The following is a 22,961-nucleotide window of genomic DNA, read 5'->3' as shown; positions in this document are numbered from 1 at the left end:
GACATGACAGCGGCAGCGATACCGGCATTCGACCCGCCGGCAGAACGGGAGAGCAGCGGGCGCATTCCCGGCAACAAGGGGATCTGGGTCGGCATCTGTTGCGAGTTCGTCGAGTTCCTGGTGCTCTTCATCGTCTATTTCGTCGCCCGCGCCCACTTTCCGGACGCCTTCGAACAGGGTACCGAACGGCTTTCGCGCCTTGCCGGGACGGTCATCACCCTGCTGATGGTGACCAGCAGCTTCTTCATCGCCTGCTCGGTGGCGACGATGCGTGCCGGGCAACGGCGCCGCTCGCTCTGGTGGCTGGTCGCCGGGCTGGTCGTGGCGCTCGGCTACCCGGTCGCCAAGTACCTGGAAATCCGCTGGAACCTGGCGCATGGCATCGACGGCGATTCCGGCATCTTCTTCACCGTCTATTACTACCTGACCTTCAACCATCTGGTCCATGCCACCTGGGGCATTCTCGGCATCCTCTGGGTGCTCGCCCGCCACCTGGGCGGCGGCTACACGCCCGACGACCACGACGGCCTCGAAGCCCTGGCCAGCTACTGGCACGCCACCGACATCATCTGGCTCGTCATCTTCCCGTTCTTCTACGTCCTCGCCTGAACCATGAACGCCAACAGGAAACTTCCCCCGGCCAATCTGCCGACACTGACCTTCGCCTGGCTCACCCTGGTCGCCCTGACGCTGCTCTCGCTCGGCATCGGCCAATGGTTCCACGGCGCACCCTGGCTGCCGCTGCTGGTCGCCGCCATCGTCTGGGTCAAGGGCAGGCTGGTCGTCCAGCGCTTCATCGAAGCACCGCAGACGCATCCCTTCATCGATCGCACGCTTCACGGATTCATCGCCTTCACGCCACTCGCCCTGCTCCTGACCGCCTTCTTCGGCACCCAGTTCGCCCACTGGGCGACGCTATGAACCGGCCGCGGCCAGCTCCCCGAGGGTAGCGATCGCCGCCTGTTGTTCCGGCGAATCGGGATGGCCGAAGTTGAGGCGCAGGCAATTGCCGAATTCGCGCTTGGCCGAGAAGATGGGGCCGGGTGCGATGCTGATACCGCGCACCAGCGCCTGCTGGTGCAACCACAGGGCATCAACCGACTGCGGCAGTTCCAGCCACAGGAAATAGCCGCCCTGCGGCCGCGCCAGGCGGGTGCCGGGCGGGAAATGCCGCTCGACCGCCTCGGTCATCGCCGCTTCGCGGCTGGCCAGGGTGCGGCGCAGATGGCGCAGGTGATTTTCGTAGCCGCCATGTTTAAGGTACTCGGCCAGCGCGATCTGCACCGGCACCGTCGTCGCCAGGCTGGTGGACAGTTTCAGGCGCTGAACCTGGCTGGCGTAGCGCCCGGCTGCCACCCAGCCGACGCGATAGCCGGGCGCCAGGCATTTTGCGAACGACGAAACGTGCATGACCAGGCCCTCGCGGTCCTCGGCTTTGCTGCACAGCGGCGCCTGCGGACCGAAGTGGAGTTCGGCATAGACATCGTCCTCGATCAGCGGCACCTCGTGGCGGCGCAGCAGTTCGAGCAGCGCCTTGCGGCGCTCGTCCGGGACGAGGCAGCCCAGCGGATTCGAGAAATTCAGCATGAACAGGCAGGCCTTGACCGGATGCTGGCGCAGCACCTCTTCCAGCGCCGGCAGGCTGACGCCCTCGCGCGGGTGGCTGGGAATTTCGATGACTTTGAGCCCGAGGCGCTCGCTGGCCTGCAGCCCGGCGTAGAAGGTCGGCGACTCGATGGCGATCAGGTCGCCCGGCCGCGTCACCGCCTGCAGACAGAGATTCAGTCCCTCCATGGCGCCGGAGGTGATGACGATTTCCTGCGGCGAGACGGTGGCACCGTGCGCCAGGTAACGCAGGGCCAACTGGCGGCGCAGCTCCTCGTTGCCCGGCGGCAGGTCGGTCACCGTCGCCAGCGGGTCGAGCCGGCGTGCAGCGTTGGCGAGAAAGCGGCCGAGCTTGTCGAGCGGGAACAGATACGGACTGGGAAAACTGGAGCCCAGCGGCACCACCGCGGGATCCTTGACGCTTTCGAGAATCTGGAAAATAAAATCGCTGACCTCGAGCTGTGTCGAACTGGCCGCCGGCTGGCTCATTTCCGGTTCCGGCAGGCGTTGACCGAGGCGGGCGCGGACGAAATAGCCGGACTTCGGGCGCGCCTCGATCAGACCGCGACTTTCGAGCAGGTAATAGGCCTGGGTCACGGTGATCGGGCTGACGTCGTGGATGCGGCAGGCCTGGCGCACCGACGGCAGGCGGTCGCCGGCGCGCAGCACGCCGTCGGCGATCAGCCTTTGCGAAAGATCGGCGAGTTCCTGGTAACGGCTCACGGCGCGCCACCCCGGCACGCCGCTGCGCGCGCATGCAGGTCGGCCAGCGTGTTGCCGCGGCAGCCGGCGTGGCCCGGCACCCAGCACAGGGCGGCATGGTCGAGCACGCCGGCGATCTGCAGGTCGCCGAACATGCCGGCCAGCGCCGGATCCTGCGCCAGCCCGTGCAGGCGGGCGCGGTCGAGGCGGATCACCGCATCCTGGTTGTCGGAAAACAGCGCGAAGGGTTCGCCGGGAAAATGCCGGTGCGCCTGCTGCAGCCCGAACAGGGCGGCCTGCAGTTCCAGCTCGTTGCTGCCGACAACGGGCACGGTGCGCGTGGCGACCAGCGGTGCTTCGTCCGGCTCGCCGAACAGCACCACGGCCAGCCCGCCGTGGCGCTGCCGGCTGGCGTCGCTGAAGACCAGCCGGCGACCGACGAAGCGGTCGGCCAGGCGCAGCGGCAGCGGCCCGACCGACTGGTGAATCACCCGCACTGCCTTCTTCCTTCGCCTTCCCGCCATCGTGGTTCGTCGCCTCCGCCGCACACGGGCGCAAGCATAATCCGGAACCCCCGGCCCAGAAAGGCGAAAGCCCCGCACCGGGGGAAGTGCGAGGCTTTCTGGACGGCCCGTTGGGGGGAGGGAGGGAGGTGGGGCCGTCAGGCTGATGTCTGGTCAGCGCATGGAGCAAAGATAAGGGCCGGCGCGCCCGGGTTCAAGTAACGGTTTGCAACAAAGCGTATCGTTCTGTGCCCCGGCGTCCGCGCACAAGGCGATGCCGGGCACCCGGCCCGGCGCTGTCGCCCGCCGGCACTGGCCCGTCAGCCGGCTGCCGGGGCGGGGTGGCGCAGATCCACCTCTTCGTGCTCCCACTGCGTGATCGCGTTGGAGATGATGCGCGCCTTCTCGTGAATTTCCGGCGAGTGGTGGTGTGCCTCGACGTATTCGTCCAGTGCTTCGTGGACAGCTTCGGCCTTCGTATGCGCATGAGTATGGGGCATGGTGTCACCTATATCGGTTGAAATGCTCGTTGCAAATATTTTTGCCTTGCAACAAGCCGATATTAGGCTTCTGTCAATGCATTCTCAATAATTCGGCAAACAAATTAATGCATTGCAGCATGCGAAATCCAAGCTACCGGAAAGAGATGCGCGCGAGCCTTTGCGTAAGCCAGCGCGCCCGGAATCAGTTGAGGTCCTTGTCCTTCCAGAACTTCGTGCCGCCCATCGCGCCGCCGGCCTGGAAGCCGTTCTTGGTCAGGCTGTACAGGTTGCCATAGGTGAACTGGCCGACCGTCCCGCCGGCCGCGTGCTTGCCGGCACCGGCGCCGGCGCCGACTTCACCGCCGGCTTCCCAGCCGGAATCGATGAAGGTCTGCATCCCCTTGGCGTCCTTGAAGACGAACAGATAACGGGTTTCCGACGCCCCGATCTGCAGGCCGACGCTCGCCTGCGCGAGATCCATGTAGGTCTTTTTCCCGGTCTTGTTGTCGTGCACCACGCCCTTGCCGCCGCTGCCGCCGGCCAGGAAGCTCAGCCCGTAGGTGGTGAACACGCCATAGCCGGCAGCGTTCTTCACCTCGGCCTTCAGCTTCGGCTTGGCCTTGAAGAAGTCGTTGAGCGTCTGCTCGGCCTTGGCATTGACCTCGGCCTGATTCTTTTCCTTCTCCGACTGCGCCAGGGCGCCGGTCGAGGTGAACGAGAAGATCGCCAGCGTGGCGACCGCGAGGAGCTGGGTCAGTTTCATGATGTCCCTTTCAGTGAGAAACCATCGGAGCCGGGCGCCCCCACCATGTGCCGGAGGTCGGCGCCAGACGTTCGTCATGTGCAGCGGATGACTGTTTTCACTTTAGCCCACCGCCGCCCGAACTGCGCCCCGATTTTTGCCCTTGTCCGGCCGTCGACCGCAGCAGGACCGCCTTACGCGAAACCGAAAAACACCGCCAACGCGCGATTGACCGCCAGCAGGTTTTCATTGCTCAAGCGGCCGAATGTCTCGCCAATTTTCTCGCGGGGAATGGTCTGCGCCTTGTCGACCATGACCTGTGAAGCCTGGCGCAAGCAATTGCCGGCATCCGGCTCGATCGTGATGCGAAACAGCGGCGTCGCGCGGAGTTCGCTCGTGATCGGCAACACCGTCACCGACGGGTGTTCATCGAAAAGGTCGGATTGAATCACCAGCGCCGGGCGCGGCTTGCCATACGCCCCCTGCAGCGCAACGGTGACCAGATCGCCACGCCTCATTCCCAGTCATCCGTGTCGGCTGCAGCCGCCAGCCACTCAAGGGTTTCCCGCTCCAGCGCATCGTCGCGCAAAAGATGGGACTGGCGGCGGCACTCCTCGGCAAAGCCGGGACGACGGGTGTCCGGCACCCAGATCTGGACCGGGCGCAGGCCGGAGGCACGCAAACCTGTCCGATGCTTTTGTACGCGGTCCGAAACACTTGTCGTCATGTCTTGCTCCTGAATCGATGTAGTTACATGCAACCCGATGATAGCCCCGGATCACGTTACATGCAACGAAACATCAGCACCGCCGCCGGTCGTGACGGATCAGGAGATGCCGGCCAGCATCCCGCGCATTTCGTCGACCGAGAAGGCATGCAGCGTCTGCGAGCGCACGTTGCCGAGCGAGCCGACCTTGAGCATGGCGGCCACCGCCGCCTGCTCGTTGCCTTCGACGACGATCACCATGTCGTACTGGCCGATGGTGTAGTAGGCGGCCTTGACCTTGAGCCCTGCCTTTTCCGCGAGCGCCTGGAAAGCCAGGAAGCGATCCGGGGAATCCTTGATGTTGCGGATGCCCTGGTCGGTGAACGACACCAATGAAATGAGCGTTGCCATGATTTTTCTCCTTCGTCGGACAACAAGCAGCGAGCCGCTGCAACACCGCCACGCCTGCCGCGGGCAGACGGGCGCAAACCGCTTGCGTGGGTGAATCGTCGGCGGACCGGCGCCGATGGTCTCCTGCCGGATGACCCGGCCATGCGGCGCTGCCCGGAAAACGAAGGGATGAATCCAGTGTAGGCGGAAATCGTGCAAAGGCAATCCGCACGTGACATGTCAATAAAAGCGGCCGGCGCCCTGCCCGGCCGGCGTCGGATCAGGCGGCGGCGCGCTGCAGGTTGAGCGCCAGCAAGCGACGCAGTATCTCGTCGTCGGGCAGTTCCGGGGTGTAATCGGCCCAGCCGTAGGCGGCGGCGACCGCCGCGTCGAGCTCGCGGTGGGCGAGGTCCAGCCAGGCCGGACGGGCGTTGTAGAGGTTGGTCAGGGTGCGCTTCTTGAGTTCGGCCTCGTGGCCCGGTTTGGCCACCGGGCGCGGCGGGAAGTCGGCCTTTTCCTCTTCCGTCGTGCGCACCCAGTCCACCCATTCGGCCGGGTTCAGCCAGTTTTCGCGCAACTCGTTCAGGCGGCGGGCGGCAGCGGCGATGCGTTCGGCCAGCGGGCCGGACGGCGCGCCGACGGCGGTATCGCGCGGCGTCAGGCCGGCGGGGAACGGGAAGGTTTCGAAGCAGGTGGTCGGGGTGTAGCGCGGGCGGTCTTCGAGCGAGGTACCGAGGCGCAGCGACCAGAGTTCGTGGAAGCGGGAATGCAGGATGCCGAAGGTAGTGTCGTCGGAGCGGGCGATAACTGAAGTGGCACTATCCGGAAGTGTCGCTAGAGGCATCCACACAAATAGCCGGTGCTTTGAAACTCTCGGCGTTATGAGATAGCGGCTCAAACCCTCAAGCGCAGCCCGCATTTCTGGGCGAGGCCGAGTGTGTAACCACCATTTGCTCGCAATAGCCTCGCGACTACCTTCGCGGCCAACGCGTACAAGCTCCTCGATATACGTAAATGGCAACTCATACAAGGCCGCATCGGCCTCTGGCGTTGAATGGCCAAAATCTATAATCCACGTATCAGAAGGCCGACGAGTAATGTCCATTCCGTTTGCCCAAGGCCGAACGACGTTTGCTGTAGCCTTGTTGTTTGGGTTGGGATGTTTCAACCAGGCACGCGCCATCTCCCCAGGAACATCAAAAGCACCGGTTTTCTGGGTGCCAATAAATGACGTATTGCTGTTTTCGGTCAATGGCAGCGCCTGCGTTAGATCAACACCAACGCCTGTCGTCAGATCGGCGTGAATCGCATCAACTTCCACCCCATCCAACCGGCTGTTGCGGTCGACCCCGAAAAAAGGGCCAAATCCAAGCAGCGACACACGCACCGCCGCGCCCTCGTTCACCCAGGCTTCGTCGCTCCACGCCTCGAAGATGCGCGTCGTGTCGACGATGCGTTCCAGCACCTTGCGGTTGGCGCCGCCGCGTATTGAATTGGTGGCGACGAGGCCGGCGGCTTGCAGTTGGCCGGCGGCAATCTGCGCCCGCGCTTTCTCGAACCAGTAGGTGACGAGGTCAGCACCGCCCGGCACGCGGCCGTCGAAGCGCTTGCGCAGGCGTTCGACGTAATCGGCGCCGAGTTCGCCGCGCATCATCTTGTCGCCCAGAAACGGCGGGTTGCCGACGATGACGTCGGCCACCGGCCAGTCGGCCTCGCTGCCATCTTCGTTCAACAGCGCGTCGCGGTGCTCGATGTGGTCGAGGGTGGCCAGGATGGGGTTGCGCCGGCAGTCGTAGCCGTTCCTGAGCATCCACTGAATCTCGCCGATCCAGACGGTGACGCGGGCGAGTTCGGCGGCGTAGGCGTTGATTTCGATGCCCAGCACGTTGGCCGGGCTGGTTTCGATCAGCAACTGGCGTTGCAGGCCGAGGGCTTCGGCGTCGAGGTTGGCGCGGTGTTCGAGGTCCTTGAGGGCGCGCAGGCTCAAGTACAGGAAATTGCCGGAGCCGCAGGCGGGGTCGAGGACGCGGAAGTTCTTCAGGCGTTCGATATGGCCGAGGAAGAGGCCTTGCGCTTCCTTGAGCGCGCTTTGCGAGCCTTTGCCGCCGGCGTGGTATTTGCCGACGAGGGCGCCGATGCGTTCGCGGGCGGCAGCCCATTCGCGGGCCAGCGGTTCGACGACGAGTGGGCCGACCAGCTTCATGATGGTGCCGGGGTCGGTGTAGTTGGCGCCGAGCGGGGCGCGAACCCTGGGGTCGAGGCCGCGCTCGAACAGGGTGCCGAGGATCGCGGGTTCGATGGCGCTCCAGTCCATTTTGCTGGCGGCATGCAGGGCGTCGATTTCGCCGGGGGCGAGCTCGATCAGCTCGATGCGGGCGAAGAGGCCGCCGTTGAACCAGGCGATGTCTTCGAGCAGGAAATCGCCGCCGGCCTGCATGGCGCGGAAGAGTTCGCCGAGCGCGGCGCCGAGCTTGACGGTGTCGCCGCCGCGCTTGTCGAGCACGCGCTCGAACAACCGTCTGGGCAGCAGGCCGATGTCTTCGGCGAACATGCAGAACAGGCACTGGATGAGGAAGTGGGCGACTTTTTCGGGGTCGTGCCCGCGATCCGTGAGCGAGCGGGCGATGCTGGCGAAGCGGCCGGCGGCGTCGGCGGTGATGTCCTGCACGGTGCGGCCGGGGCGGAATTTTTCGGGGTCGGTGAATAGCCAGCGCAGCTTCTGCTGGTTTTCCGGGGTGCCGATGTCGGCGAGCCGGATGGTGTGGGTTTCGGATGGGGTGCCGGTGAAATGGGTGTGGATCTGGGTGACGTCGCGGTTGCTGACGACGAGCAGCGGCGGGTTGTCGAGCGCCAGCGCGTAGGTCATCAACTGCTTGAGGGCGCCGCCGAGATCGCCGCCGGGGCCCTTGTTCTCCCAGCCGAAGTGGCCGCGCTTCCAGACGTCGGCCCAGCCGTGCCCGGCGCCGGTGCGCGTGGCGCCGCGCTCGAAACAGTAGTGGTCGGGGTCGTCGGGCGGCGCGACGTCGAGCATGGCGCACAGGTCGATGAAAAAGGGCTGCGACCCGGCGCGTTCGGAGAGCGGGTTGTCACGCCATTTGGCGATGAATTGGGCGGGGGTCATGGGCGGACCGGTGCGGTTGCGAATGCCGGGAAGGATACCCGATCTTCATGCGCGCCGCGGGCGGACGGGGATTGGCGCGGGGCCAGTCGGATGAAAACGCACCCTCCCCGTCAAGGGCAGGATTCGGGTGGGTATGGGTTATGGCCGGGAGATTGCCACCTGACCCATCCCCCTCCCGGCCTCCCCCTTGAAGGGGGAGGAGTGAGGGTGGTTTTTGGCCTTTTTTGGCGGTCGACCGCAGCCGGCGCGGGCGGCCGCCTGACGACGCCGTCAGTCGGCGATGGCGAGTGCCGGCGGGTTCCAGGTGCCGGAACCGGGGGGCAGGATGGAGGGCGGCGTGTCCTTCGGCCAGTAGAGGCGCATCACCAGATAGATATCGCCATCGGGGGCCGGCAGCCAGTTGGCTTCCTTGTCCTTGCCCGGCGAATCCTTCTGGATGTAGAGGGTCAGCGAACCGTCCTTGTTCTTCTTCATGCCGGACAGCATCGGCGAATTGATCAGGTAGCGGTTGATGGGGTTCTTGACCAGCAGCTGGTTCTTGGCGTCGTACATGGTGACCGACCAGAAGGCGTTGACCGGCGGGAACTGATCCTTGGCGAAGGTCAGCGTGTACTTGTGCTTGGCGCCGTCGAGCACCGTGCCGTCGGCTAGGGTCTTGGTCATCGGGTACATGGCTTCGGCAGCATCGTTGCCGTAGATGCCGGCGCGCGCGGCAGCCGCCCGCAGCAGCCAGTCGCCGTTGTAGAAGGCGCGGTCGCCGAACGCCGAGCCGACGTGCCAGCCGTTGATCGACTTGCCGATGCTGGCGACCTTCTCGTCGACCTTCTTGTCGCCTTCCTTCATGCCGAGCAAGACCGCCGCCTTGTGCTCGAGCGAGAGGTCCTTGAAGGCGAACTTCTTGCCCGGGCCGATACCGATGCTCGCGAGCTTGGCGCGGATCGCTTCTTCTTCCGGACCGGCCGGCGCGAACTGCAGGGCGAGATCCAGGAACTCGAAGAATTCGGTCTTGACCAGGTCCTTGTCGAACTTGGGCCACTCGACGGCAGCGGGAGCGGCCGGTGCCGGCTGGTTGAGGAACGCCGACAGCGGCTGCACCTTGTAGCCGGCCTGGACGGCTTCGACGTTGGGCATATCCTTGGCGTCGATCAACTGGGTGCGGAACACGGCGAGCGAGAAATCGGTGGTCGAATTGAATACCTTCTTGATTCCCGGCGGCGTCTCGCCCTTCCAGCGCGGGCCGGCGATCAGGTAGTCGCCGGCTTCGCTGCCGGTGGCGCGGCTGCCGATGTAGCCGTAGTTGAAAGTGTTGCCGTCGTTGAGCATCACCGAGTAGTAACGCTTGGGATCGACCGCCGGCACCGAAATGACGACCGGTTCGGCACGCAGGTCCAGCCAGGCCATGGAATAGGGGGTGTCGCTGTTGGGCGTGGGGATCGCCGTGTCCTCCCAGGTGAAGACGCGATGCTGGTTGTTGATGGTATTGAACGGTGCCTTGTACTGATTCGAGTTCTTGTCGATGACGAATTCGTACATCACCCCGTAGTTCATGACGATCGGCAGGCCGTAGATGAAGGCTTCCTCGGCGATGGCCTTGACCTCGGCGATGCCGGGCGCCGGCACGCCGGCCGCGACATCCTTCTTCGCCGCCTGGCTGACGGGATCTTCCTTCTTCCCGCAGCCCCCCAGAAGCGCGACGGCGATCAGGCCGCCGGCGAGCATCGTCTTCACATCCTTGTGCATGGTCCGGTCCTCATGGTGGGTTGAGCGCATGATTGTGGCAGACAATGCAATGACGTCCAAGTATGCGGCCGGCCGGTTTCTGGCCTTTGCGGGCGGTCGACCGCAACCGGTGGGGGCGCGCCCCCCGGTAATCATTTCATCGAATGGAGGCCGATCAGGTTGCCCTCGCTGTCGACCACCAGCGATATGAAGCCGTACTGGCCGATGGAGGCTTTCGCGCGCTCGACGCGCCCGCCCGCCTGGGCGACCCGGCCTTCCTCGACGGCGCAATCGTCACAGCTGAAATAGACCCGGATGCTGTTGCCACCCGGGGGGCAGCCGGCCATCCTGACCAGAGAGCCGCCCGCGCCCCAGAGATCCGGCGCCATCGGGAAGGCCCACATTTCCGCATCCGCGGCGTGCAGGTTTTCCAGCGTGGTCCGGAAAACCGATTCATAGAATTTCCTGGCGCGCGCCATGTCCTGCACATAAATCTCGAACCAGCCGACGGGATTGGGTTTCATCGTGCGTCTCCTTTGTCTTTGGCAGGCAACCGCTCAGGCGCGGTAGCCCGGATTCACCCGGTCGAGCCTGCGCAGCAGCGCCGGCCAGGCGAGGCCGCCGCCGACGCCGCGGGTGACCTGTTCCCACTGCGCCTGGGCGCCGTCGATGATCGGTTGCCCGATGCGGCGCAGAGGCTGACCGCCGCTCTGCGCGCGCACCTGCATCATGCAGGTGGTCTCGAAGAAATACATGGCGACGAAGGCTTCGGCGACCGAGCGGCCGACGGTCAGCAGGCCGTGGTTGCGCAGCATCAGGAAGCGCTTGTCGCCGAGGTCGCGCACGAGGCGCGGCTTTTCGTCGTCGACCAGGGCGACGCCTTCGTAGTCGTGGTAGGCGAGCGACGAGAGGACGAAGATGGAATGTTGCGACAGCGGCAGGACGCCCGCCTCCTGCGCAGAGACGGCGACGCCGTTGACGCTGTGGACATGCAGCACGCACTGGGCGTCCTCGCGGGCGGCGTGGATGGCGCTGTGGATGACGAAGCCGGCCGGGTTGATGTCGTGGGGGCTGCTCTCGACCTTGCGCCCCAGCAGGTCCACCTTGACCAGGCTGGAGGCGGTGATTTCGTCGAACATCATGCCGTAGGGGTTGATGAAGAACTGGTGCTCGGGGCCGGGCACGCGCGCCGAGATGTGGGTGAAGATCAGGTCGTCCCAGCCGAACATCGCGACCAGGCGATAGCAGGCGGCGAGATCGACGCGCAGCGACCATTCGAGTTCTTCGGCGTCGGACAGCAGTTCGCAGGCAGGCTCGTTCATGATGCGCTCCTTTCGTCGCGGGACACTGAAGGAAACACTCGTTTCGCGTTCGACACGCGGGCGCTTGTCAGGTTCGCGACACGAAGCCGACACGGCCGCACCGGCGCAATCATGAACCTTTATTTTTCAATGACTTGGTCGCTGGCACCGCCCTTGCTAGAAGCTCGGCAAGGAGACTTCCAATGACCCAGCCGCAATTCGTCACCATCAACGACACCACCCTGCGCGACGGCGAACAGTCGGCCGGCGTGGCGTTCTCGCTGGACGAAAAGCTGGGCATCGCCCGCCAGCTCGCCGCCATCGGCGTGCCGGAACTGGAAGTCGGCATCCCGGCGATGGGCGAGGAGGAGCGCGATTCGATCCGCGCCGTCGCCGCGCTCAAGCTGGCGCCGCGCCTGATGGTGTGGAGCCGCATGCACGCCGCCGACATCGCCGCCTGCGCCGGCCTCGGCGCCCATCTGATCGACATCTCGGTGCCGGCTTCCGACCAGCACCTGGCCTACAAGCTGAAGCAGGACCGCGCTTGGCTGCTGCGCGAGTTGCCGAAATACATCGGCGCCGCGCTCAGCCTCGGCCTCGAAGTCGGCCTCGGCTGCGAGGACGCCTCGCGCGCCGACATGGGTTTCCTGTGCGCCCTGGCCGCAACCGCCGAACGTGCCGGCGCCCGCCGCCTGCGTTTCGCCGACACGCTGGGCATCCTCGAACCGTTCGCCACCTTCGAGCGGATTTCCACCCTGCGCCGCAACACCGGCCTCGAAATCGAGATGCACGCCCACGACGACATGGGGCTGGCCACCGCCAACACGCTGGCCGCCTGCAAGGCCGGCGCCACGCATGTGAACACGACGGTCAACGGCCTCGGCGAGCGCGCCGGCAATGCGCCGCTGGAGGAAGTGGTGCTCGGCCTGACCAAGCTTTACGGCATTGAAACCGGCGTCAATCTCAAGGGCTTCCCGGCGCTCTCCAGCCAGGTGGCCAGCGCTTCCGGGCGCGCCGTACCGTGGCAGAAGAGCGTCGTCGGCGCCGGCGCCTTCACGCACGAGGCCGGCATCCACGTCGACGGCCTGCTCAAGCATCCGGACAACTACCAGGGCTTCGACCCGCGCGAGGTCGGCCAGGCGCACCGCATCGTGCTCGGCAAGCATTCCGGCTCGCGCGCGGTGCAGGTCGTCTATGCCGGGCTTGGCATCACCGTCGACGACGGCGAGGCGCAGGCGCTGCTGCCGCGCGTCCGCAACTTCGTCGCCGAACACAAGCATCCGCCGGAGACGCCCGACCTGCGCGCCCTCCTGGCTTCGGTCCGGAGCCCCCAACATGTCTGAAGCGATGACCATGACCGCAACCGCACTGGCCGCGCCCGGCCTCTGGGCAACCCTCAAGGAAGACCTGGCCTGCGTCTTCCAGCGCGACCCGGCGGCCCGCTCGACGCTGGAGGTGCTGACCACCTACCCGGGCGTCCATGCCATCCTCGCCCACCGCCTGTCGCACCGCCTGTGGCGTTCCGGCTGGCGCTTCCCGGCGCGCTTCCTGTCCTTCCTCGGGCGCACGCTGACCAATGTCGACATCCACCCCGGCGCCACCATCGGCCGCCGCTTCTTCATCGACCACGGGGCCGGCGTGGTGATCGGCGAGACCGCCGAAGTTGGCGACGACGTCACGCTCTACCACGGCGTCACGCTCGGCGGCACCTCGTGGAACAAGGGCAAGCGCCACCCGACGCTGGCCAGCGGCGTGGTGGTCGGCGCCGGCGCCAAGATCCTCGGGCCGATCAGCATCGGCGAGCGGGTGCGCGTCGGCGCCAACTCGGTCGTCGTCAAGGACGTGCCGGCCGACCGCACCGTGGTCGGCGTACCGGGCCGCATCGTCGATACGCGGGCCGGCGGCCAGCGCCCGGAAAACGGCATCAGCCTCGACCACAACCTGCTGCCCGACCCGGTCGCCAAATCCATCGCCTGCCTGATCGAGCGCATCGAGACGCTGGAGAAGGAACTGGCCGAAGTCCGCAACGAACCGCCGCCGTCCGATCACACCGGGCAATGTAAAACCTGTACCGCCGGCGACTTGTGCTGCGAGCACGAGTCCATGCACTGAGGGCCCCATGGACCTGCTCGACTTCTCCGACTGCAAGCTGTATTTCGAGGACGCCCTGCCCGTCGAGGCGGAGCGCCTGATCGCCCAGGCCGCCGAGGACTACGGCAGCCCGGACGCCGAGATGGCGCTGCTGCGCGCCCACCTGATCGCCCCGGAGCACCTGACCGTGCTGGTCGGCCTCTACCGCTACTACTTCTACCAGCACCGGCTGGCCGACGTGCTGATCGTCGCCGACCACGCCAAGCGCATCGCCGCCCGCCATCTCGGCATTCCCAGCGACTGGCGCCAGATCGACGAAGCCCAGCTCGGCACCGCCGCCGCCATTTCCTTCGGCCTGCTGCGCTTCTACCTGCTGGCGCTCAAGGCCGAAAGCGTCGTCCTGCTGCGCCTCGGGCGCATTGCCGAATCACGCGACCGCCTGACCCGGCTCGCCGCCCTCGACAGCCGCGACCACCTCGGCGCCGCCAAGCTGCTCGAAGTCGTCGATGAATTCCAGTGCGACGGCGCGGCCGACGCCGACAACCCTTCACTGAACCTAGCCGCAGCCTGAGGAGGCCCCATGGATGACACCCTGACCCTTGCCGAAGCCATGGAAGACCTGGTTTCCGCCGAAGATTTCCTCGACTACTTCGAGGTGCCCTACGACCCCGCCGTCGTTCATGTGAACCGCCTGCACATCCTGCAGCGCTTCCACGACTACCTGACCAAGCAGGCGCCCAACCTGCCGCCGGAAGAAGCGCAGCAGCGCGGCATCTACCGCCTGTGGCTGGAACGCGCCTACCAGGACTTCGTCACCTCCGACTCGCTGACCGAGAAGGTCTTCGCCGTCTTCCAGAACCAGGCCAGGCCGGATGGCGGGATGAGTTCCTTCGTCTCGCTCGACAAGGTGTTCCGCCAATGATGGACGCCCGCTGGGACTACGGCGAGGCCGTACGTCTGACCCGCAACGTCCGCAACGACGGGACCTACCCCGGCCTCGACCCGGGCGCCTTCCTCGTTCGCCGCGGCAGCATCGGCTATGTCGTCGATGTCGGAACCTTCCTCCAGGACCAGATCATCTACTCGGTGAACTTCCTCGACGAAGGCAAGGTCGTCGGCTGCCGCGAGGAGGAGCTGATCGGCGCCGACGACCCGTGGCTGCCGTCGCGCTTCGAATTCCGCGAGAAGGTTCGCGCGGCCAAGGGACTCTCGGTCGGCGGCGAGGTGCTGGTTCCCGTCGGCGCCCTCGGCGAGGTGATCAAGGTGATCCGCGACGCGCCCGGCGGCGTCGCCTACCACATCCACTTCGACAGCCTGCCGGGCCGCGTCCTGCAGATTCCGGAAGACGCGCTGACGGCGATCGAAGCGAAGGAGTGAGGCGATGCAGCTCGGCTATCTTGAACTGAAACTTTCCTGGGAACTCTTCAAGAAAGCGCCGGAAACGCTCTCCGACCCGGAGCGCAACCGCCTGGCCGAGGTCGCCCGCAAGCAGGACAGCATCGAGCAGCGCATCCTCGCCAGCCGCGAGGCCGCCAACGTCGTCGTCCCGGCCGCCACGCTGCAGACGCGCCTGAAGGAGATCCGCCAGCGCTACCCGAATCCGGACGAACTGGCGCACGACCTGGAACGCATCGGCCTCGCCGCCGGCGATCTCGACAAGGCCGTCGAACGCGACCTGCGGGTCGAGGCCGTGCTGGAAAAAGTCGCCTCGCAGGCGGCGCCGGTCACCGCCGTCGATGCCGAAATCTACTACCGCCTGCACCCGGAAGCCTTCGACCGCCCCGAGGCCCGCCGCCTGCGTCACATCCTGATCACCTTCAACAACGACCAGGAAAAGGCCAGGGCCGCAGTGCAACTCGAAGGGCTGCGGTCGACCGTCAAAAATACCGAAAAATTCGCTGCCGCCGCCCTGCGCCATTCGCAATGCCCGACCGCGATGGAGGGTGGCCAGCTCGGCGTCGTCAAGCGCCAGCAGCTCTACGCGGAGCTCGAACCGAGTGCCTTCGCGCTCGCCGAGGGGGAGATCAGCGCCGTCCTCGAATCGCCGATCGGCCTGCACCTCGTGCGTTGCGACGAGATCCTGGCGAGCGGCATGCTGCCTTTCGCCGACGTCCGTCAGCGCATCATCGAGCGCCTGACCGACAAGCGGCGCGGCGAGGCGCAGCGCGACTGGATCAAGCGGCTGCCGGCGGCGGCCAGGTAAACGGCCGGCGGCACCGATTCCACTGTGGCCGCTCAGGCGGCGGCCGGCTTTCCCGGCAGGCGGCGGGCGACCTGCCCATCCACCGCGACCTTCCCTTCCCGCGTCAGCCTGGCCAGCGTCCGGTAGAGCGCCTCGTGCGTCAACCCCAGCTCGGCGGCCCACGCCTTGCGCGTGGGCGGCAGCACCACCCGGCCGGCGACACCTTCGCTGTCGATGTAGTGGAGCACGCGGGCGGCGGCGCCGCGCAGCGCCAGGCGCTCGCACTGGGTCCGGCTGCGCCGCATCTCGCGCAGCAGGTGGGACATCCAGCGGTTGCGGAACTCGGGACACTCGGCGAGCGCAAGGCGGAACGCGGCCATCGGGAAGGCGAGGACAGCCGCCTCTTCGGCGGCGATGGCATCGCAGTGGTAGACCGGCGATTCGATGCTGGCTTCGGCGAGGAAGGTGTCGCGCGCCCGTTGCAGCACGATTTCCCCGCCATCGGGAGAACAGCGCCCGAGGCGCACCTCGCCGCGCGCCACGTAGAACATCCGCTGCGGCACCTCGCCCAGCTTGAACAGGGCCGCGCCGGCGGCATAGCGCCGCGCCTGCGCGGCGGCCCTGAGGGCGGGCGGCATGGCGGCGAACTCGGGACGTTGCGGCCAGACGAGGTCGGCGGCGGGCGTGGTCATATGATCGCGATCATAGGGATGGACACGGCTGCGAGCTTATCTTGCCCGGCCATACAACGCCAACGGAGACTCCCCATGCGCCTGATCGCCCCCCTCACCGCCCTCGCCCTGGCGCTGCCGGCCCTCGCCCAGCAGCACGACCCGGCGCTGCACCAGCAGCACATGGCCGGCGCGCCGGCGCCGACGACGGCGAAGGATGCCCGGCAGGCGGTGAAATTCCCTGCCCAGATGCGGGAGCACACGCTGGCCAACATGCGCGATCACCTGCTGGCACTGCAGGAAATCCAGTCCGCCCTGTCGCGCGCCGACTACGACCGCGCCGCGGACGTCGCCGAAAGCCGGCTCGGCATGACTTCCCTGACCCTGCACGGCGCCCACGAGTCGGCGAAATTCATGCCTAAAGGGATGCAGGATGCGGGCACGGCGATGCACCGCAGCGCCAGCCGGTTCGCCGTCGTCGCCCGGGATGCCGCGGTGACCGGCGACGTCCGGCCAGCGGTCGGCGCCCTGTCCGACGTCATGGGCGCCTGCGTCGCCTGCCATTCCGGCTATCGCCTGCAGTAGCCCGTCATGGAAATGGCCCGCTTTTCCGGGTCGACCGCAACCGGCCGGGAGAGCGCTGAATGAGGCCCTTTCAGGGCGTCGTCAGCGCGGCGGCCAGCGTCTTCAACGCCGCCATCGGCGGCGCGTCGCGCAGGGTGATCATGCCGGTCGGCACGCGGCCGATCTCGTCGGGCACCCTTTCGATCGCCAGGTCGGCGGCATGGGCGGACTGCTCGACGACGCGCCGCGGCATCAGGGTCCAGCCGAGGCCGACGGCGACGCAGCCGAGGATGCCTTCCAGGGTGCCGAATTCCATGGCGTCGGCGACCGCGTGGCCGATGGCGCGCTGCCAGGCGAGCGCCCGGCTGCGGTAGGCGCAGCCTTCGCGGAAGAGGATCAGCGGCTGCAGCACCGGGCTGGCGCCGACGGCGCAGACCTGCACCAGCTCCTCGACCACCAGTTCGTCGAACACCAGGTCGGGATGGATGACCGGCCCGGCGACGAAGGCGCAGTCGAGCTTGTGGGCCAGCACGCGGTCGATCAGGAAGGCGCTGGTGTCGGTATGGACACGCAGTTCGAGGCGTGGATGCCCGGCGCGCACGGCCTTGAGCGCCGCCGGCAGGCGCAGCGCAGCGAAGGTTTCCATGGCGCCGATGCGCAGTTCGCCGACGCTCTCGCCGACCTGGCGCACGGCGGCGCTGGTCTGCCGCTCGAGCAGCAGCATGCGGCGCGCGTAGTCGAGAAGCACGCGGCCGGACGGCGCCAGTTCCAGCCCGCGCCCCTTGCGGAAGAACAGCTCGGCGCCGAGTTCCTCTTCGAGCCGGCGAATGCGGCTGGTGACATTCGACTGGACGGTGTTCAGCTTGCGCGAGGCGGCGAGGATGCCACCTTCCTCGACGACCGTCTGAAAGGTGCGCAGGGCGACGAGCTCCATCGAACAATCTCCAAAAACGAATGATCAGTTCTTAACAATTCATTTGATTCGATAGCTTACCCTGTTTATCGTTCTCCCATCAAATCAAGAAGGAGAACCCCATGAGCGAACAGAGAGAGCGCATCAAGGTGCTCGGCGCCGGCATCTTCAGCCTGATCCTGGTGCTCGGCGTCGCCCGCTTCTCCTACACGCCGCTGCTGCCGCTGATGCAGGCGCAGGCCGGGCTGGGCGTCGCCGAGGCCGGCTGGCTGGCGGCGATCAACTACGCCGGCTACCTGAGCGGCGCACTGATCGCCTCGCTGATCAGCGACCTGGCGCTCAAGGACCGCCTCTACCGCATCGGCATGGTGGTCGCCATTCTCAGCACCGTCGTCATGGGCCTCACTACCGACGTCACGGTCTGGGCGCTGTCGCGCTTCGTCGCCGGCCTCTCCAGCGCCGCCGGCATGCTGCTCGGCACCGGGCTGATCCTCAACTGGCTGATCCGCCACCATCACCGCAGCGAGCTGGGCATCCATTTCGCCGGCATCGGCATCGGCATCGCCGGCTGCGCCGCCGCGGTCGCCGTCATGAGCCACTGGCTGGACTGGCGGCAGCAGTGGTTCGCCTTCACGGCGATCGGCTGCCTGCTGCTGGTTCCCGCCCTGCGCTGGCTGCCGCCGCCGGACACCAGCGGCGTGACGAAGTCGGGCCAGAAGCTGGAGGACAACCCGCCGAGTCCGCTCTTCATGCGCCTGTTCATGGCCGCCTACTTCTGCGCCGGGGTCGGCTACGTGGTCAGCGCCACCTTCATCGTCGCCATCATCGAACGCCTGCCGGGCCTCGCCGGGCAGGGCAACCTGGTCTTCCTGGCGATCGGCATCGGCGCCGCGCCGGCCTGCATCAACTGGGACTTCATCGCCCGCCGCATCGGCGACCTCAACGCCCTGATCGCGGCGGCCGTCCTGCAGATCGTCGGCATCCTGCTGCCGGTCGTCGTCGGCGGCCTGGTCGCGGCGATCTTCGGGGCGCTGCTCTTCGGCGGCACCTTCATCGGCATGGTCAGCCTGGTGCTGACCATGGCCGGCCGCTACTACCCGACGCGCCCGGCCAAGATGATGGGCAAGATGACGCTCTCCTACGGCACCGCGCAGATCCTGGCGCCGGCGCTCACCGGCTGGCTGGCGACCCGCTTCGGCAGCTACGACGCCGGCCTCTACCTGGCGGCCGCGGTGATGGTCGTCGGCACCTTGCTGCTGCTGGTGCTCAAGGGCGTCGAGAAACGCGATGCCGTTGCGGGCGGGGCGCCGCTGCAGCCCTGCCCGCAACGCTAACCGGGATTTCCCAGCCGCTGGAAGCGAGAAGTCCGCGGCCCGGAACACCGGGGACGAGGGCTTTCAAACGTGGCGCCCGGGACACGGTCGCACCCTGGCCGGCGCCACCGGTGCCGCCCATCGCCTTGCCAATCAAGGTAAAGTGCAATCTGCCCGTTTGATTGCCCGTACCGTGCCCCGGAAGCCTCTCGACCCGACACCCGCCAGCGAAGCAGCCACGGTCGTTTCACGGCCGCTGCGGAATACGCTCCTGATGGCCTGCCTGCTCGCCGCATGCGCTTCCTCGCTCGCGCGCGGGCCATGGCGCGCAAGCGACCAGAACACCAGCGGCTGGGACCTGATGTCTCCCGAAGAACGGATAGGGCATCAGGCCAGGATTCGCGGCTTCAAATCCTACGATGAATGCCAGGCCTATCGCCGCGAACACCATCAGGCCATGGAAGAACGTGCCCGCCGCGAGGGAAGGCAGCTCGGCGCCGGGCGTCGCGACTTTTGCAGCCACCTCTCACCTGCCGTCCCGCAACGGTAGGCGGACGCCCCCATGTCACCCCGGCGCCACCTCGCACTCCCGCTCGCTGCCGTCATCCTCGTCGGGCTGCCGGTATTCTGGGCTTTCCCGGAAGACCTCGCATTCTGGCGCAGCGTTGCCATCGTCTGCGGCTGGCTCGGCTGGGGGTTGCTGCTCGTCAGCCTTCTGCTCATGATCCGTGAATCCTGGTTGGCGGAATGGATGGGGGGTCTGGAGCGCATGTATCGATGGCATCATCGTTCGGGCACCCTGGCCTACCTTGTCCTGCTGCTCCATCCCCTCGCCCTGTCGGTCGATGCCTGGAGCGAAGCGCCATCCCTGGCATGGCCAGCGCTCAGCCCGCTGCGGAACAGCCTTGCGGTTCAACTCGGGTGGGCTTCCCTGCTGGCGATGATGCTCGGCCTCGCGCTCGCGTTTTCCCGAGCCCTGGCCTACGACAAGTGGCGCTGGCTCCACCTGTCGCTCGCCGCAGCGGTCGTGCTGGCGATCCTGCATCTCGTGTATCTCGGCCTCGACGACTGGCTGCTCTGGGTACCCGCCGCCGCGATCGCATTGATGCTCTGGCGTTTCCTGCGTTCCGACAGCGGCCAGGCGGCGCACCCCTATGTGGTCACCCGGGTCGATCACCCGGCCCACGCACTGATCGAGGTCTCGCTGCGCCCGCTGGCAACCGCCATCACCGCCCGCCCGGGCCAGTTCGTGCTGGCCGCATTCGCCGATGCCCCCAGCTGGAAGGGCTTCGGCGAATATCACCCGTTCTCGCTCAGCCGCATCGGAAAGGATGGCGAGATTGCCATGGGGATCAAGGCGCTCGGTGATTGCACGACCCGCCTGCAGCACGTGCAGTGCGGCTTCGCGGCAAGGGTGCAAGGCCCGTTCGGCGCCTTTCTTGCCGATGCCGGGGCGACGCCGGGCCTGTGGGTCGCCGGCGGCATCGGCATCACCCCTTTCCTGGCCCTGCTGCGGGCACGACCATTGACGCAGCCGACCCGACTGATCTACCTGTATCGGGAAAGCGCCGACGCCGCCTACATCGGGGAACTGAATGAAATCGCCGCCGGGCAGGACAGCCTGAGTCTCGTCGCATTGGCCACCGGGGCCTCCGATCCCGATATCGAACGCCTCATCCCCGACCCGAGCGGCCTCGCCGGCTGCGACTGCTACCTATGCGGACCGCCGGGACTGCTCGACTCGGTCATCGGGATCCTGGCGGCCCGCGGCGTGGCGGCGTCACGAATCCACTTCGAAAGATTCGATTTCCGATGATGCGCGTTGCCTTCACTGTCGGAACCGGATTGTTCTGCGTGGCGGTCCTGCTTGTCTGGTTATTCAGCCCGCCACCCTCGCCAACGATCGAGGCTCCACAGCCCATCCTGCCGGCAAGCCGGATTCCACTGGCCGAGGTATCGCGCCATGGCCAGGCGGACGACTGCTGGATGGCGATCGAGGGCAAGGTCTACGACCTGACCCCCTACCTGCCGCTGCATCCCACGAAGCCCGGCATCATCGTCCCCTGGTGCGGCCAGGAGGCCTCCGAAGCCTACCGGACCAAGACCCGGGGCCGGCCGCATTCCGCGGAAGCCGGCGAGCTTCTCGAGAAATACCTGATCGGCCAGCTCGCCGAGTGATCCGCCGGAGCGAGCGGTGCGCGGGGCCGGGTCGCCGGCATCGTTCCGCCCCGCCCTAATCGCCGGATGCCGTCAGGCTGCGGTCAGCCCTTCGGCCAGAGGATCATCTGCGTGCAGCGGAAGAGCGCCAGCTGGCGCCCGTCCGCCTCGTCGGTGACCACGGCATCCCAGACCTGCGTGTTGCGCCCGAGGTGCTGCGCCGTCGCCACGCAGGCGATGCTGCCGTCGCGGACGGTGCCGAGATGGTTGCTCTTGAGCTCGATGGTGGTGAACGACTGCGCGCCTTCCGGCAGATGGGCGATGGTCGCGTAGCCGCAGGTGGTGTCGGCCAGCGCCACGACGCTCGCCGCGTGCAGGAAGTCGTTCGGCGCGAAATGGAGCTTCCTGACCGGCATCCGGCTGGTCAGCGAATTGGGGGCCAGTTCGCGCATCTCGATGCCGAGATAGCCGGGCAGGTATTCGCTGCCGCGTTCGTTGAGGGTGGCGATCGAGACGCCGGGGCGCAATGTGCTCATCATGGTTTCTCCTGGTTTCAGGCCGGAGCCAGCGCCCGGGCCACCGGCGCCTCGCGGATCGGCAGGTTGAGGATGGCGGCAGCGGCGGCGAGCGCCATGTCGGCGTACCACATCCATCCGAAGTCGCCGAAGCGGGTGATCGCCAGGCCGCCGAGCCAGGCGCCGAGGAAGCCGCCGATCTGGTGGCTGAGCAGGGTGAGGCCGAACAGCGTGGCGAGGTAGCGGATGCCGAACAGCTTGCCGACGATGGCGGCGGTCGGCGGCACGGTCGCCAGCCAGGTGAAGCCGAGGCCGGCGGCGAACAGGTAGAAGTTCAGCTCGGTGCGCGGCAGCATCAGGTAGAGGGCGATCAGCACGGCGCGCGAGCCGTACATGGCGGCCAGCACGTACTTGCTGCGGTAGCGCGAGATGCACGAGCCGGCGTAGAGGCTACCGAAGATGTTGGCCAGGCCGATGATCGCCAGCGACCAGCTGGCCACCGACGGCGGCAGGCCGCACAGGTTGACCTCGCCCGGCAGGTGGGTGACAAGGAAGGCGATATGGAAGCCGCAGGTGAAGAAGCCGGCGTGCAGCAGCAGGTAGCTGCGATCCTTCATTGCGCTGCCGACCGCGTTGAGCACGCCGGTGTCGTGCTCGGCGTGTTTGGCTGGCGCCGGTGCCGCCTTGGTCAAGCGGCCGACCAGCGGCAGCGCGGCCAGGGTCATGACCGCCATCGCCCACATCGCCCCCATCCAGCCGACCGACTGGATCAGCTTCTGCAGGATCGGTGCGAAGACGAACTGGCCGAACGAGCCGCCAGCGTTGATGACGCCCGAGGCCGAGCCGCGCGCCTCGATCGGCAGGCGCTGCGCGGCGGCACCGATCAGCACCGAAAAGCTGCCGGCCCCCGAGCCCATGGCCGAGAGCAGGCCGAGCGAGACGATCAGGCCGAAGCCGCTGCCCATGAACGGGGTGATGGCGCTGCCCAGGGCCAGCACCAGCAGGCCGCCGATCAGCACGGTGCGCGGCCCGTAGCGGTCGGCCACCGCGCCGGCCACCGGCTGGATGGCGCCCCAGGTGAATTGTCCGATCGCCAGCGCCAGGCTGATGGTGGCGATGCCCAGCCCGGTCGTCGCGTCGAGCGGGGCGACGAACAGCCCGAGCGACTGGCGCGCGCCCATGGTGACCATCAGGATGCCGGCAGCCGCCAGCGTGGTGACCAGGACGTCGGGCCGGCCCAACAATGAACGCAACATGATGAAATTCCCCGCTCGATAGTTCGTT

General features: G+C 66.9%; 28 protein-coding genes. 13 read left to right on the top strand and 15 right to left on the bottom strand.

The annotated features are described in order from the left end of the window. The first annotated feature begins 3 nt into the window (after window positions 1-3). Window positions 4-609, top strand: coding sequence for a cytochrome c oxidase subunit 3 family protein (locus GH660_RS06510; RefSeq protein ID WP_153145837.1), 606 nt, complete (start codon window positions 4-6; stop codon window positions 607-609). A gap of 3 nt (window positions 610-612) precedes the next feature. Continuing rightward, a complete protein-coding gene (locus tag GH660_RS06505) occupies window positions 613-921 on the top strand; it encodes a hypothetical protein (protein WP_153145836.1) in 309 nt (102 codons plus the stop codon). On the opposite strand, the gene GH660_RS06500 is transcribed toward GH660_RS06505, so the two are convergent. The 11 genes from GH660_RS06500 to GH660_RS06450 form a co-directional block, all read right to left on the bottom strand. After that, the gene (locus tag GH660_RS06500) at window positions 916-2,328 is read right to left on the bottom strand and encodes a PLP-dependent aminotransferase family protein (RefSeq protein ID WP_153145835.1); all 1,413 of its coding nucleotides are present in this window, start codon (window positions 2,326-2,328) and stop codon (window positions 916-918) included. The genes GH660_RS06505 and GH660_RS06500 overlap by 6 nt on opposite strands. Continuing rightward, entirely contained in the window at window positions 2,325-2,804 is a 480-nt protein-coding gene (locus GH660_RS06495) for an RNase H family protein (protein ID WP_194266241.1), read from the bottom strand. The genes GH660_RS06500 and GH660_RS06495 overlap by 4 nt, the downstream gene beginning before the upstream one ends. Window positions 2,805-3,130: 326 nt before the next feature. Continuing rightward, window positions 3,131-3,310, bottom strand: coding sequence for a type II toxin-antitoxin system VapB family antitoxin (locus GH660_RS06490; protein ID WP_153145833.1), 180 nt, complete (start codon window positions 3,308-3,310; stop codon window positions 3,131-3,133). Window positions 3,311-3,494: 184 nt separating this feature from the next. Next, window positions 3,495-4,055: a YSC84-related protein gene (locus tag GH660_RS06485; RefSeq protein ID WP_194266240.1), complete on the bottom strand. Its 561-nt coding sequence runs from the start codon at window positions 4,053-4,055 to the stop codon at window positions 3,495-3,497. 173 nt (window positions 4,056-4,228) lie between these two features. After that, entirely contained in the window at window positions 4,229-4,552 is a 324-nt protein-coding gene (locus GH660_RS06480) for a type II toxin-antitoxin system PemK/MazF family toxin (protein ID WP_153145831.1), read from the bottom strand. Beyond that, window positions 4,549-4,761 (bottom strand): antitoxin MazE family protein, encoded by a 213-nt coding sequence (locus tag GH660_RS06475; RefSeq protein WP_153145830.1) that lies wholly within the window; start codon window positions 4,759-4,761, stop codon window positions 4,549-4,551. Before GH660_RS06475 ends, GH660_RS06480 begins: the two co-directional genes overlap by 4 nt. A gap of 99 nt (window positions 4,762-4,860) precedes the next feature. Beyond that, window positions 4,861-5,151, bottom strand: a complete 291-nt coding sequence (locus GH660_RS06470; protein ID WP_153145829.1) for a GYD domain-containing protein — start codon at window positions 5,149-5,151, stop codon at window positions 4,861-4,863. Window positions 5,152-5,410: 259 nt separating this feature from the next. Then, entirely contained in the window at window positions 5,411-8,251 is a 2,841-nt protein-coding gene (locus GH660_RS06465) for a DNA methyltransferase (RefSeq protein ID WP_153145828.1), read from the bottom strand. A 270-nt stretch (window positions 8,252-8,521) separates the two neighbouring features. After that, window positions 8,522-9,991 (bottom strand): DUF1254 domain-containing protein, encoded by a 1,470-nt coding sequence (locus tag GH660_RS06460; protein ID WP_228276389.1) that lies wholly within the window; start codon window positions 9,989-9,991, stop codon window positions 8,522-8,524. 131 nt (window positions 9,992-10,122) lie between these two features. Then, on the bottom strand, window positions 10,123-10,494 hold the full coding sequence (locus GH660_RS06455; protein ID WP_153145827.1) for a VOC family protein: 372 nt from the start codon (window positions 10,492-10,494) through the stop codon (window positions 10,123-10,125). Window positions 10,495-10,527: 33 nt separating this feature from the next. After that, window positions 10,528-11,292 (bottom strand): class II aldolase/adducin family protein, encoded by a 765-nt coding sequence (locus GH660_RS06450; protein ID WP_153145826.1) that lies wholly within the window; start codon window positions 11,290-11,292, stop codon window positions 10,528-10,530. A gap of 182 nt (window positions 11,293-11,474) precedes the next feature. On the opposite strand from GH660_RS06450, the gene nifV reads away from it, so the two are divergent. The 6 genes from nifV to nifM are packed head-to-tail and all read left to right on the top strand — an operon-like array spanning window position 11,475 to window position 15,565. Beyond that, window positions 11,475-12,614: a homocitrate synthase gene (nifV, locus tag GH660_RS06445; RefSeq protein WP_153145825.1), complete on the top strand. Its 1,140-nt coding sequence runs from the start codon at window positions 11,475-11,477 to the stop codon at window positions 12,612-12,614. Then, window positions 12,607-13,383: a serine O-acetyltransferase gene (gene cysE, locus GH660_RS06440; RefSeq protein WP_228276388.1), complete on the top strand. Its 777-nt coding sequence runs from the start codon at window positions 12,607-12,609 to the stop codon at window positions 13,381-13,383. The genes nifV and cysE overlap by 8 nt, the downstream gene beginning before the upstream one ends. Window positions 13,384-13,390: 7 nt before the next feature. Beyond that, window positions 13,391-13,933, top strand: a complete 543-nt coding sequence (locus tag GH660_RS06435; protein WP_153145824.1) for a hypothetical protein — start codon at window positions 13,391-13,393, stop codon at window positions 13,931-13,933. Between the two features lie 9 nt (window positions 13,934-13,942). Then, entirely contained in the window at window positions 13,943-14,284 is a 342-nt protein-coding gene (gene nifW, locus GH660_RS06430) for a nitrogenase-stabilizing/protective protein NifW (RefSeq protein ID WP_153145823.1), read from the top strand. Then, window positions 14,281-14,739, top strand: a complete 459-nt coding sequence (locus GH660_RS06425) for a nitrogen fixation protein NifZ (RefSeq protein WP_228276387.1) — start codon at window positions 14,281-14,283, stop codon at window positions 14,737-14,739. Before nifW ends, GH660_RS06425 begins: the two co-directional genes overlap by 4 nt. 4 nt (window positions 14,740-14,743) lie before the next feature. Beyond that, complete coding sequence (gene nifM, locus GH660_RS06420; protein WP_153145822.1) at window positions 14,744-15,565, top strand: nitrogen fixation protein NifM; 822 nt, start codon at window positions 14,744-14,746, stop codon at window positions 15,563-15,565. A gap of 32 nt (window positions 15,566-15,597) precedes the next feature. Here nifM and GH660_RS06415 read toward each other — a convergent pair whose 3' ends face one another. Further along, window positions 15,598-16,236, bottom strand: coding sequence for a Crp/Fnr family transcriptional regulator (locus GH660_RS06415; RefSeq protein ID WP_153145821.1), 639 nt, complete (start codon window positions 16,234-16,236; stop codon window positions 15,598-15,600). Between the two features lie 75 nt (window positions 16,237-16,311). On the opposite strand from GH660_RS06415, the gene GH660_RS06410 reads away from it, so the two are divergent. Beyond that, window positions 16,312-16,800 (top strand): hypothetical protein, encoded by a 489-nt coding sequence (locus GH660_RS06410; RefSeq protein WP_153145820.1) that lies wholly within the window; start codon window positions 16,312-16,314, stop codon window positions 16,798-16,800. A gap of 70 nt (window positions 16,801-16,870) precedes the next feature. Here GH660_RS06410 and GH660_RS06405 read toward each other — a convergent pair whose 3' ends face one another. Then, window positions 16,871-17,713: a LysR substrate-binding domain-containing protein gene (locus tag GH660_RS06405; RefSeq protein ID WP_153145819.1), complete on the bottom strand. Its 843-nt coding sequence runs from the start codon at window positions 17,711-17,713 to the stop codon at window positions 16,871-16,873. 101 nt (window positions 17,714-17,814) lie between these two features. On the opposite strand from GH660_RS06405, the gene GH660_RS06400 reads away from it, so the two are divergent. The 4 genes from GH660_RS06400 to GH660_RS06385 all read left to right on the top strand — a co-directional run bounded on the left by GH660_RS06400 (window position 17,815) and on the right by GH660_RS06385 (window position 21,183). Further along, on the top strand, window positions 17,815-19,026 hold the full coding sequence (locus GH660_RS06400; protein ID WP_153145818.1) for a YbfB/YjiJ family MFS transporter: 1,212 nt from the start codon (window positions 17,815-17,817) through the stop codon (window positions 19,024-19,026). 253 nt (window positions 19,027-19,279) lie between these two features. Continuing rightward, a complete protein-coding gene (locus tag GH660_RS06395) occupies window positions 19,280-19,555 on the top strand; it encodes a hypothetical protein (RefSeq protein WP_153145817.1) in 276 nt (91 codons plus the stop codon). Window positions 19,556-19,567: 12 nt separating this feature from the next. Next, complete coding sequence (locus GH660_RS06390) at window positions 19,568-20,821, top strand: ferric reductase-like transmembrane domain-containing protein (protein ID WP_153145816.1); 1,254 nt, start codon at window positions 19,568-19,570, stop codon at window positions 20,819-20,821. Then, window positions 20,818-21,183, top strand: coding sequence for a cytochrome b5-like heme/steroid binding domain-containing protein (locus GH660_RS06385; RefSeq protein WP_153145815.1), 366 nt, complete (start codon window positions 20,818-20,820; stop codon window positions 21,181-21,183). Before GH660_RS06390 ends, GH660_RS06385 begins: the two co-directional genes overlap by 4 nt. Window positions 21,184-21,266: 83 nt before the next feature. Here the strand turns inward: GH660_RS06385 and GH660_RS06380 are convergent, their stop codons facing one another. Both GH660_RS06380 and GH660_RS06375 read right to left on the bottom strand, forming a co-directional pair. Continuing rightward, window positions 21,267-21,701 carry a PaaI family thioesterase gene (locus GH660_RS06380; RefSeq protein ID WP_228276386.1) on the bottom strand — a complete coding sequence of 145 codons (435 nt, stop codon included), beginning with the start codon at window positions 21,699-21,701 and terminating at the stop codon, window positions 21,267-21,269. 14 nt (window positions 21,702-21,715) lie between these two features. Further along, window positions 21,716-22,933: an MFS transporter gene (locus tag GH660_RS06375; RefSeq protein ID WP_153145814.1), complete on the bottom strand. Its 1,218-nt coding sequence runs from the start codon at window positions 22,931-22,933 to the stop codon at window positions 21,716-21,718. Window positions 22,934-22,961 lie beyond the last annotated feature (28 nt).

Source organism: Dechloromonas sp. H13, assembly GCF_009469615.1.
Classification (GTDB): Bacteria; Pseudomonadota; Gammaproteobacteria; order Burkholderiales; family Rhodocyclaceae; genus Azonexus.
Note: the sequence above shows the minus strand (reverse complement) of the source record. Positions and strands in the feature narration are given on the sequence as shown.

Coding starts and splice junctions, on each gene's coding strand:
- GH660_RS06510 (WP_153145837.1), top strand. CDS start 4: ATGACAGCGGCAGCGATACCGGCATTCGACCCGCCGGCAGAACGGGAG.
- GH660_RS06505 (WP_153145836.1), top strand. CDS start 613: ATGAACGCCAACAGGAAACTTCCCCCGGCCAATCTGCCGACACTGACC.
- GH660_RS06490 (WP_153145833.1), bottom strand. CDS start 3,310: ATGCCCCATACTCATGCGCATACGAAGGCCGAAGCTGTCCACGAAGCA.
- GH660_RS06485 (WP_194266240.1), bottom strand. CDS start 4,055: ATGAAACTGACCCAGCTCCTCGCGGTCGCCACGCTGGCGATCTTCTCG.
- GH660_RS06480 (WP_153145831.1), bottom strand. CDS start 4,552: ATGAGGCGTGGCGATCTGGTCACCGTTGCGCTGCAGGGGGCGTATGGC.
- GH660_RS06475 (WP_153145830.1), bottom strand. CDS start 4,761: ATGACGACAAGTGTTTCGGACCGCGTACAAAAGCATCGGACAGGTTTG.
- GH660_RS06470 (WP_153145829.1), bottom strand. CDS start 5,151: ATGGCAACGCTCATTTCATTGGTGTCGTTCACCGACCAGGGCATCCGC.
- GH660_RS06465 (WP_153145828.1), bottom strand. CDS start 8,251: ATGACCCCCGCCCAATTCATCGCCAAATGGCGTGACAACCCGCTCTCC.
- GH660_RS06460 (WP_228276389.1), bottom strand. CDS start 9,991: ATGCACAAGGATGTGAAGACGATGCTCGCCGGCGGCCTGATCGCCGTC.
- GH660_RS06455 (WP_153145827.1), bottom strand. CDS start 10,494: ATGAAACCCAATCCCGTCGGCTGGTTCGAGATTTATGTGCAGGACATG.
- GH660_RS06450 (WP_153145826.1), bottom strand. CDS start 11,292: ATGAACGAGCCTGCCTGCGAACTGCTGTCCGACGCCGAAGAACTCGAA.
- nifV (WP_153145825.1), top strand. CDS start 11,475: ATGACCCAGCCGCAATTCGTCACCATCAACGACACCACCCTGCGCGAC.
- cysE (WP_228276388.1), top strand. CDS start 12,607: ATGTCTGAAGCGATGACCATGACCGCAACCGCACTGGCCGCGCCCGGC.
- GH660_RS06435 (WP_153145824.1), top strand. CDS start 13,391: ATGGACCTGCTCGACTTCTCCGACTGCAAGCTGTATTTCGAGGACGCC.
- nifW (WP_153145823.1), top strand. CDS start 13,943: ATGGATGACACCCTGACCCTTGCCGAAGCCATGGAAGACCTGGTTTCC.
- GH660_RS06425 (WP_228276387.1), top strand. CDS start 14,281: ATGATGGACGCCCGCTGGGACTACGGCGAGGCCGTACGTCTGACCCGC.
- nifM (WP_153145822.1), top strand. CDS start 14,744: ATGCAGCTCGGCTATCTTGAACTGAAACTTTCCTGGGAACTCTTCAAG.
- GH660_RS06415 (WP_153145821.1), bottom strand. CDS start 16,236: ATGACCACGCCCGCCGCCGACCTCGTCTGGCCGCAACGTCCCGAGTTC.
- GH660_RS06410 (WP_153145820.1), top strand. CDS start 16,312: ATGCGCCTGATCGCCCCCCTCACCGCCCTCGCCCTGGCGCTGCCGGCC.
- GH660_RS06405 (WP_153145819.1), bottom strand. CDS start 17,713: ATGGAGCTCGTCGCCCTGCGCACCTTTCAGACGGTCGTCGAGGAAGGT.
- GH660_RS06400 (WP_153145818.1), top strand. CDS start 17,815: ATGAGCGAACAGAGAGAGCGCATCAAGGTGCTCGGCGCCGGCATCTTC.
- GH660_RS06395 (WP_153145817.1), top strand. CDS start 19,280: ATGGCCTGCCTGCTCGCCGCATGCGCTTCCTCGCTCGCGCGCGGGCCA.
- GH660_RS06390 (WP_153145816.1), top strand. CDS start 19,568: ATGTCACCCCGGCGCCACCTCGCACTCCCGCTCGCTGCCGTCATCCTC.
- GH660_RS06385 (WP_153145815.1), top strand. CDS start 20,818: ATGATGCGCGTTGCCTTCACTGTCGGAACCGGATTGTTCTGCGTGGCG.
- GH660_RS06380 (WP_228276386.1), bottom strand. CDS start 21,701: ATGATGAGCACATTGCGCCCCGGCGTCTCGATCGCCACCCTCAACGAA.
- GH660_RS06375 (WP_153145814.1), bottom strand. CDS start 22,933: ATGTTGCGTTCATTGTTGGGCCGGCCCGACGTCCTGGTCACCACGCTG.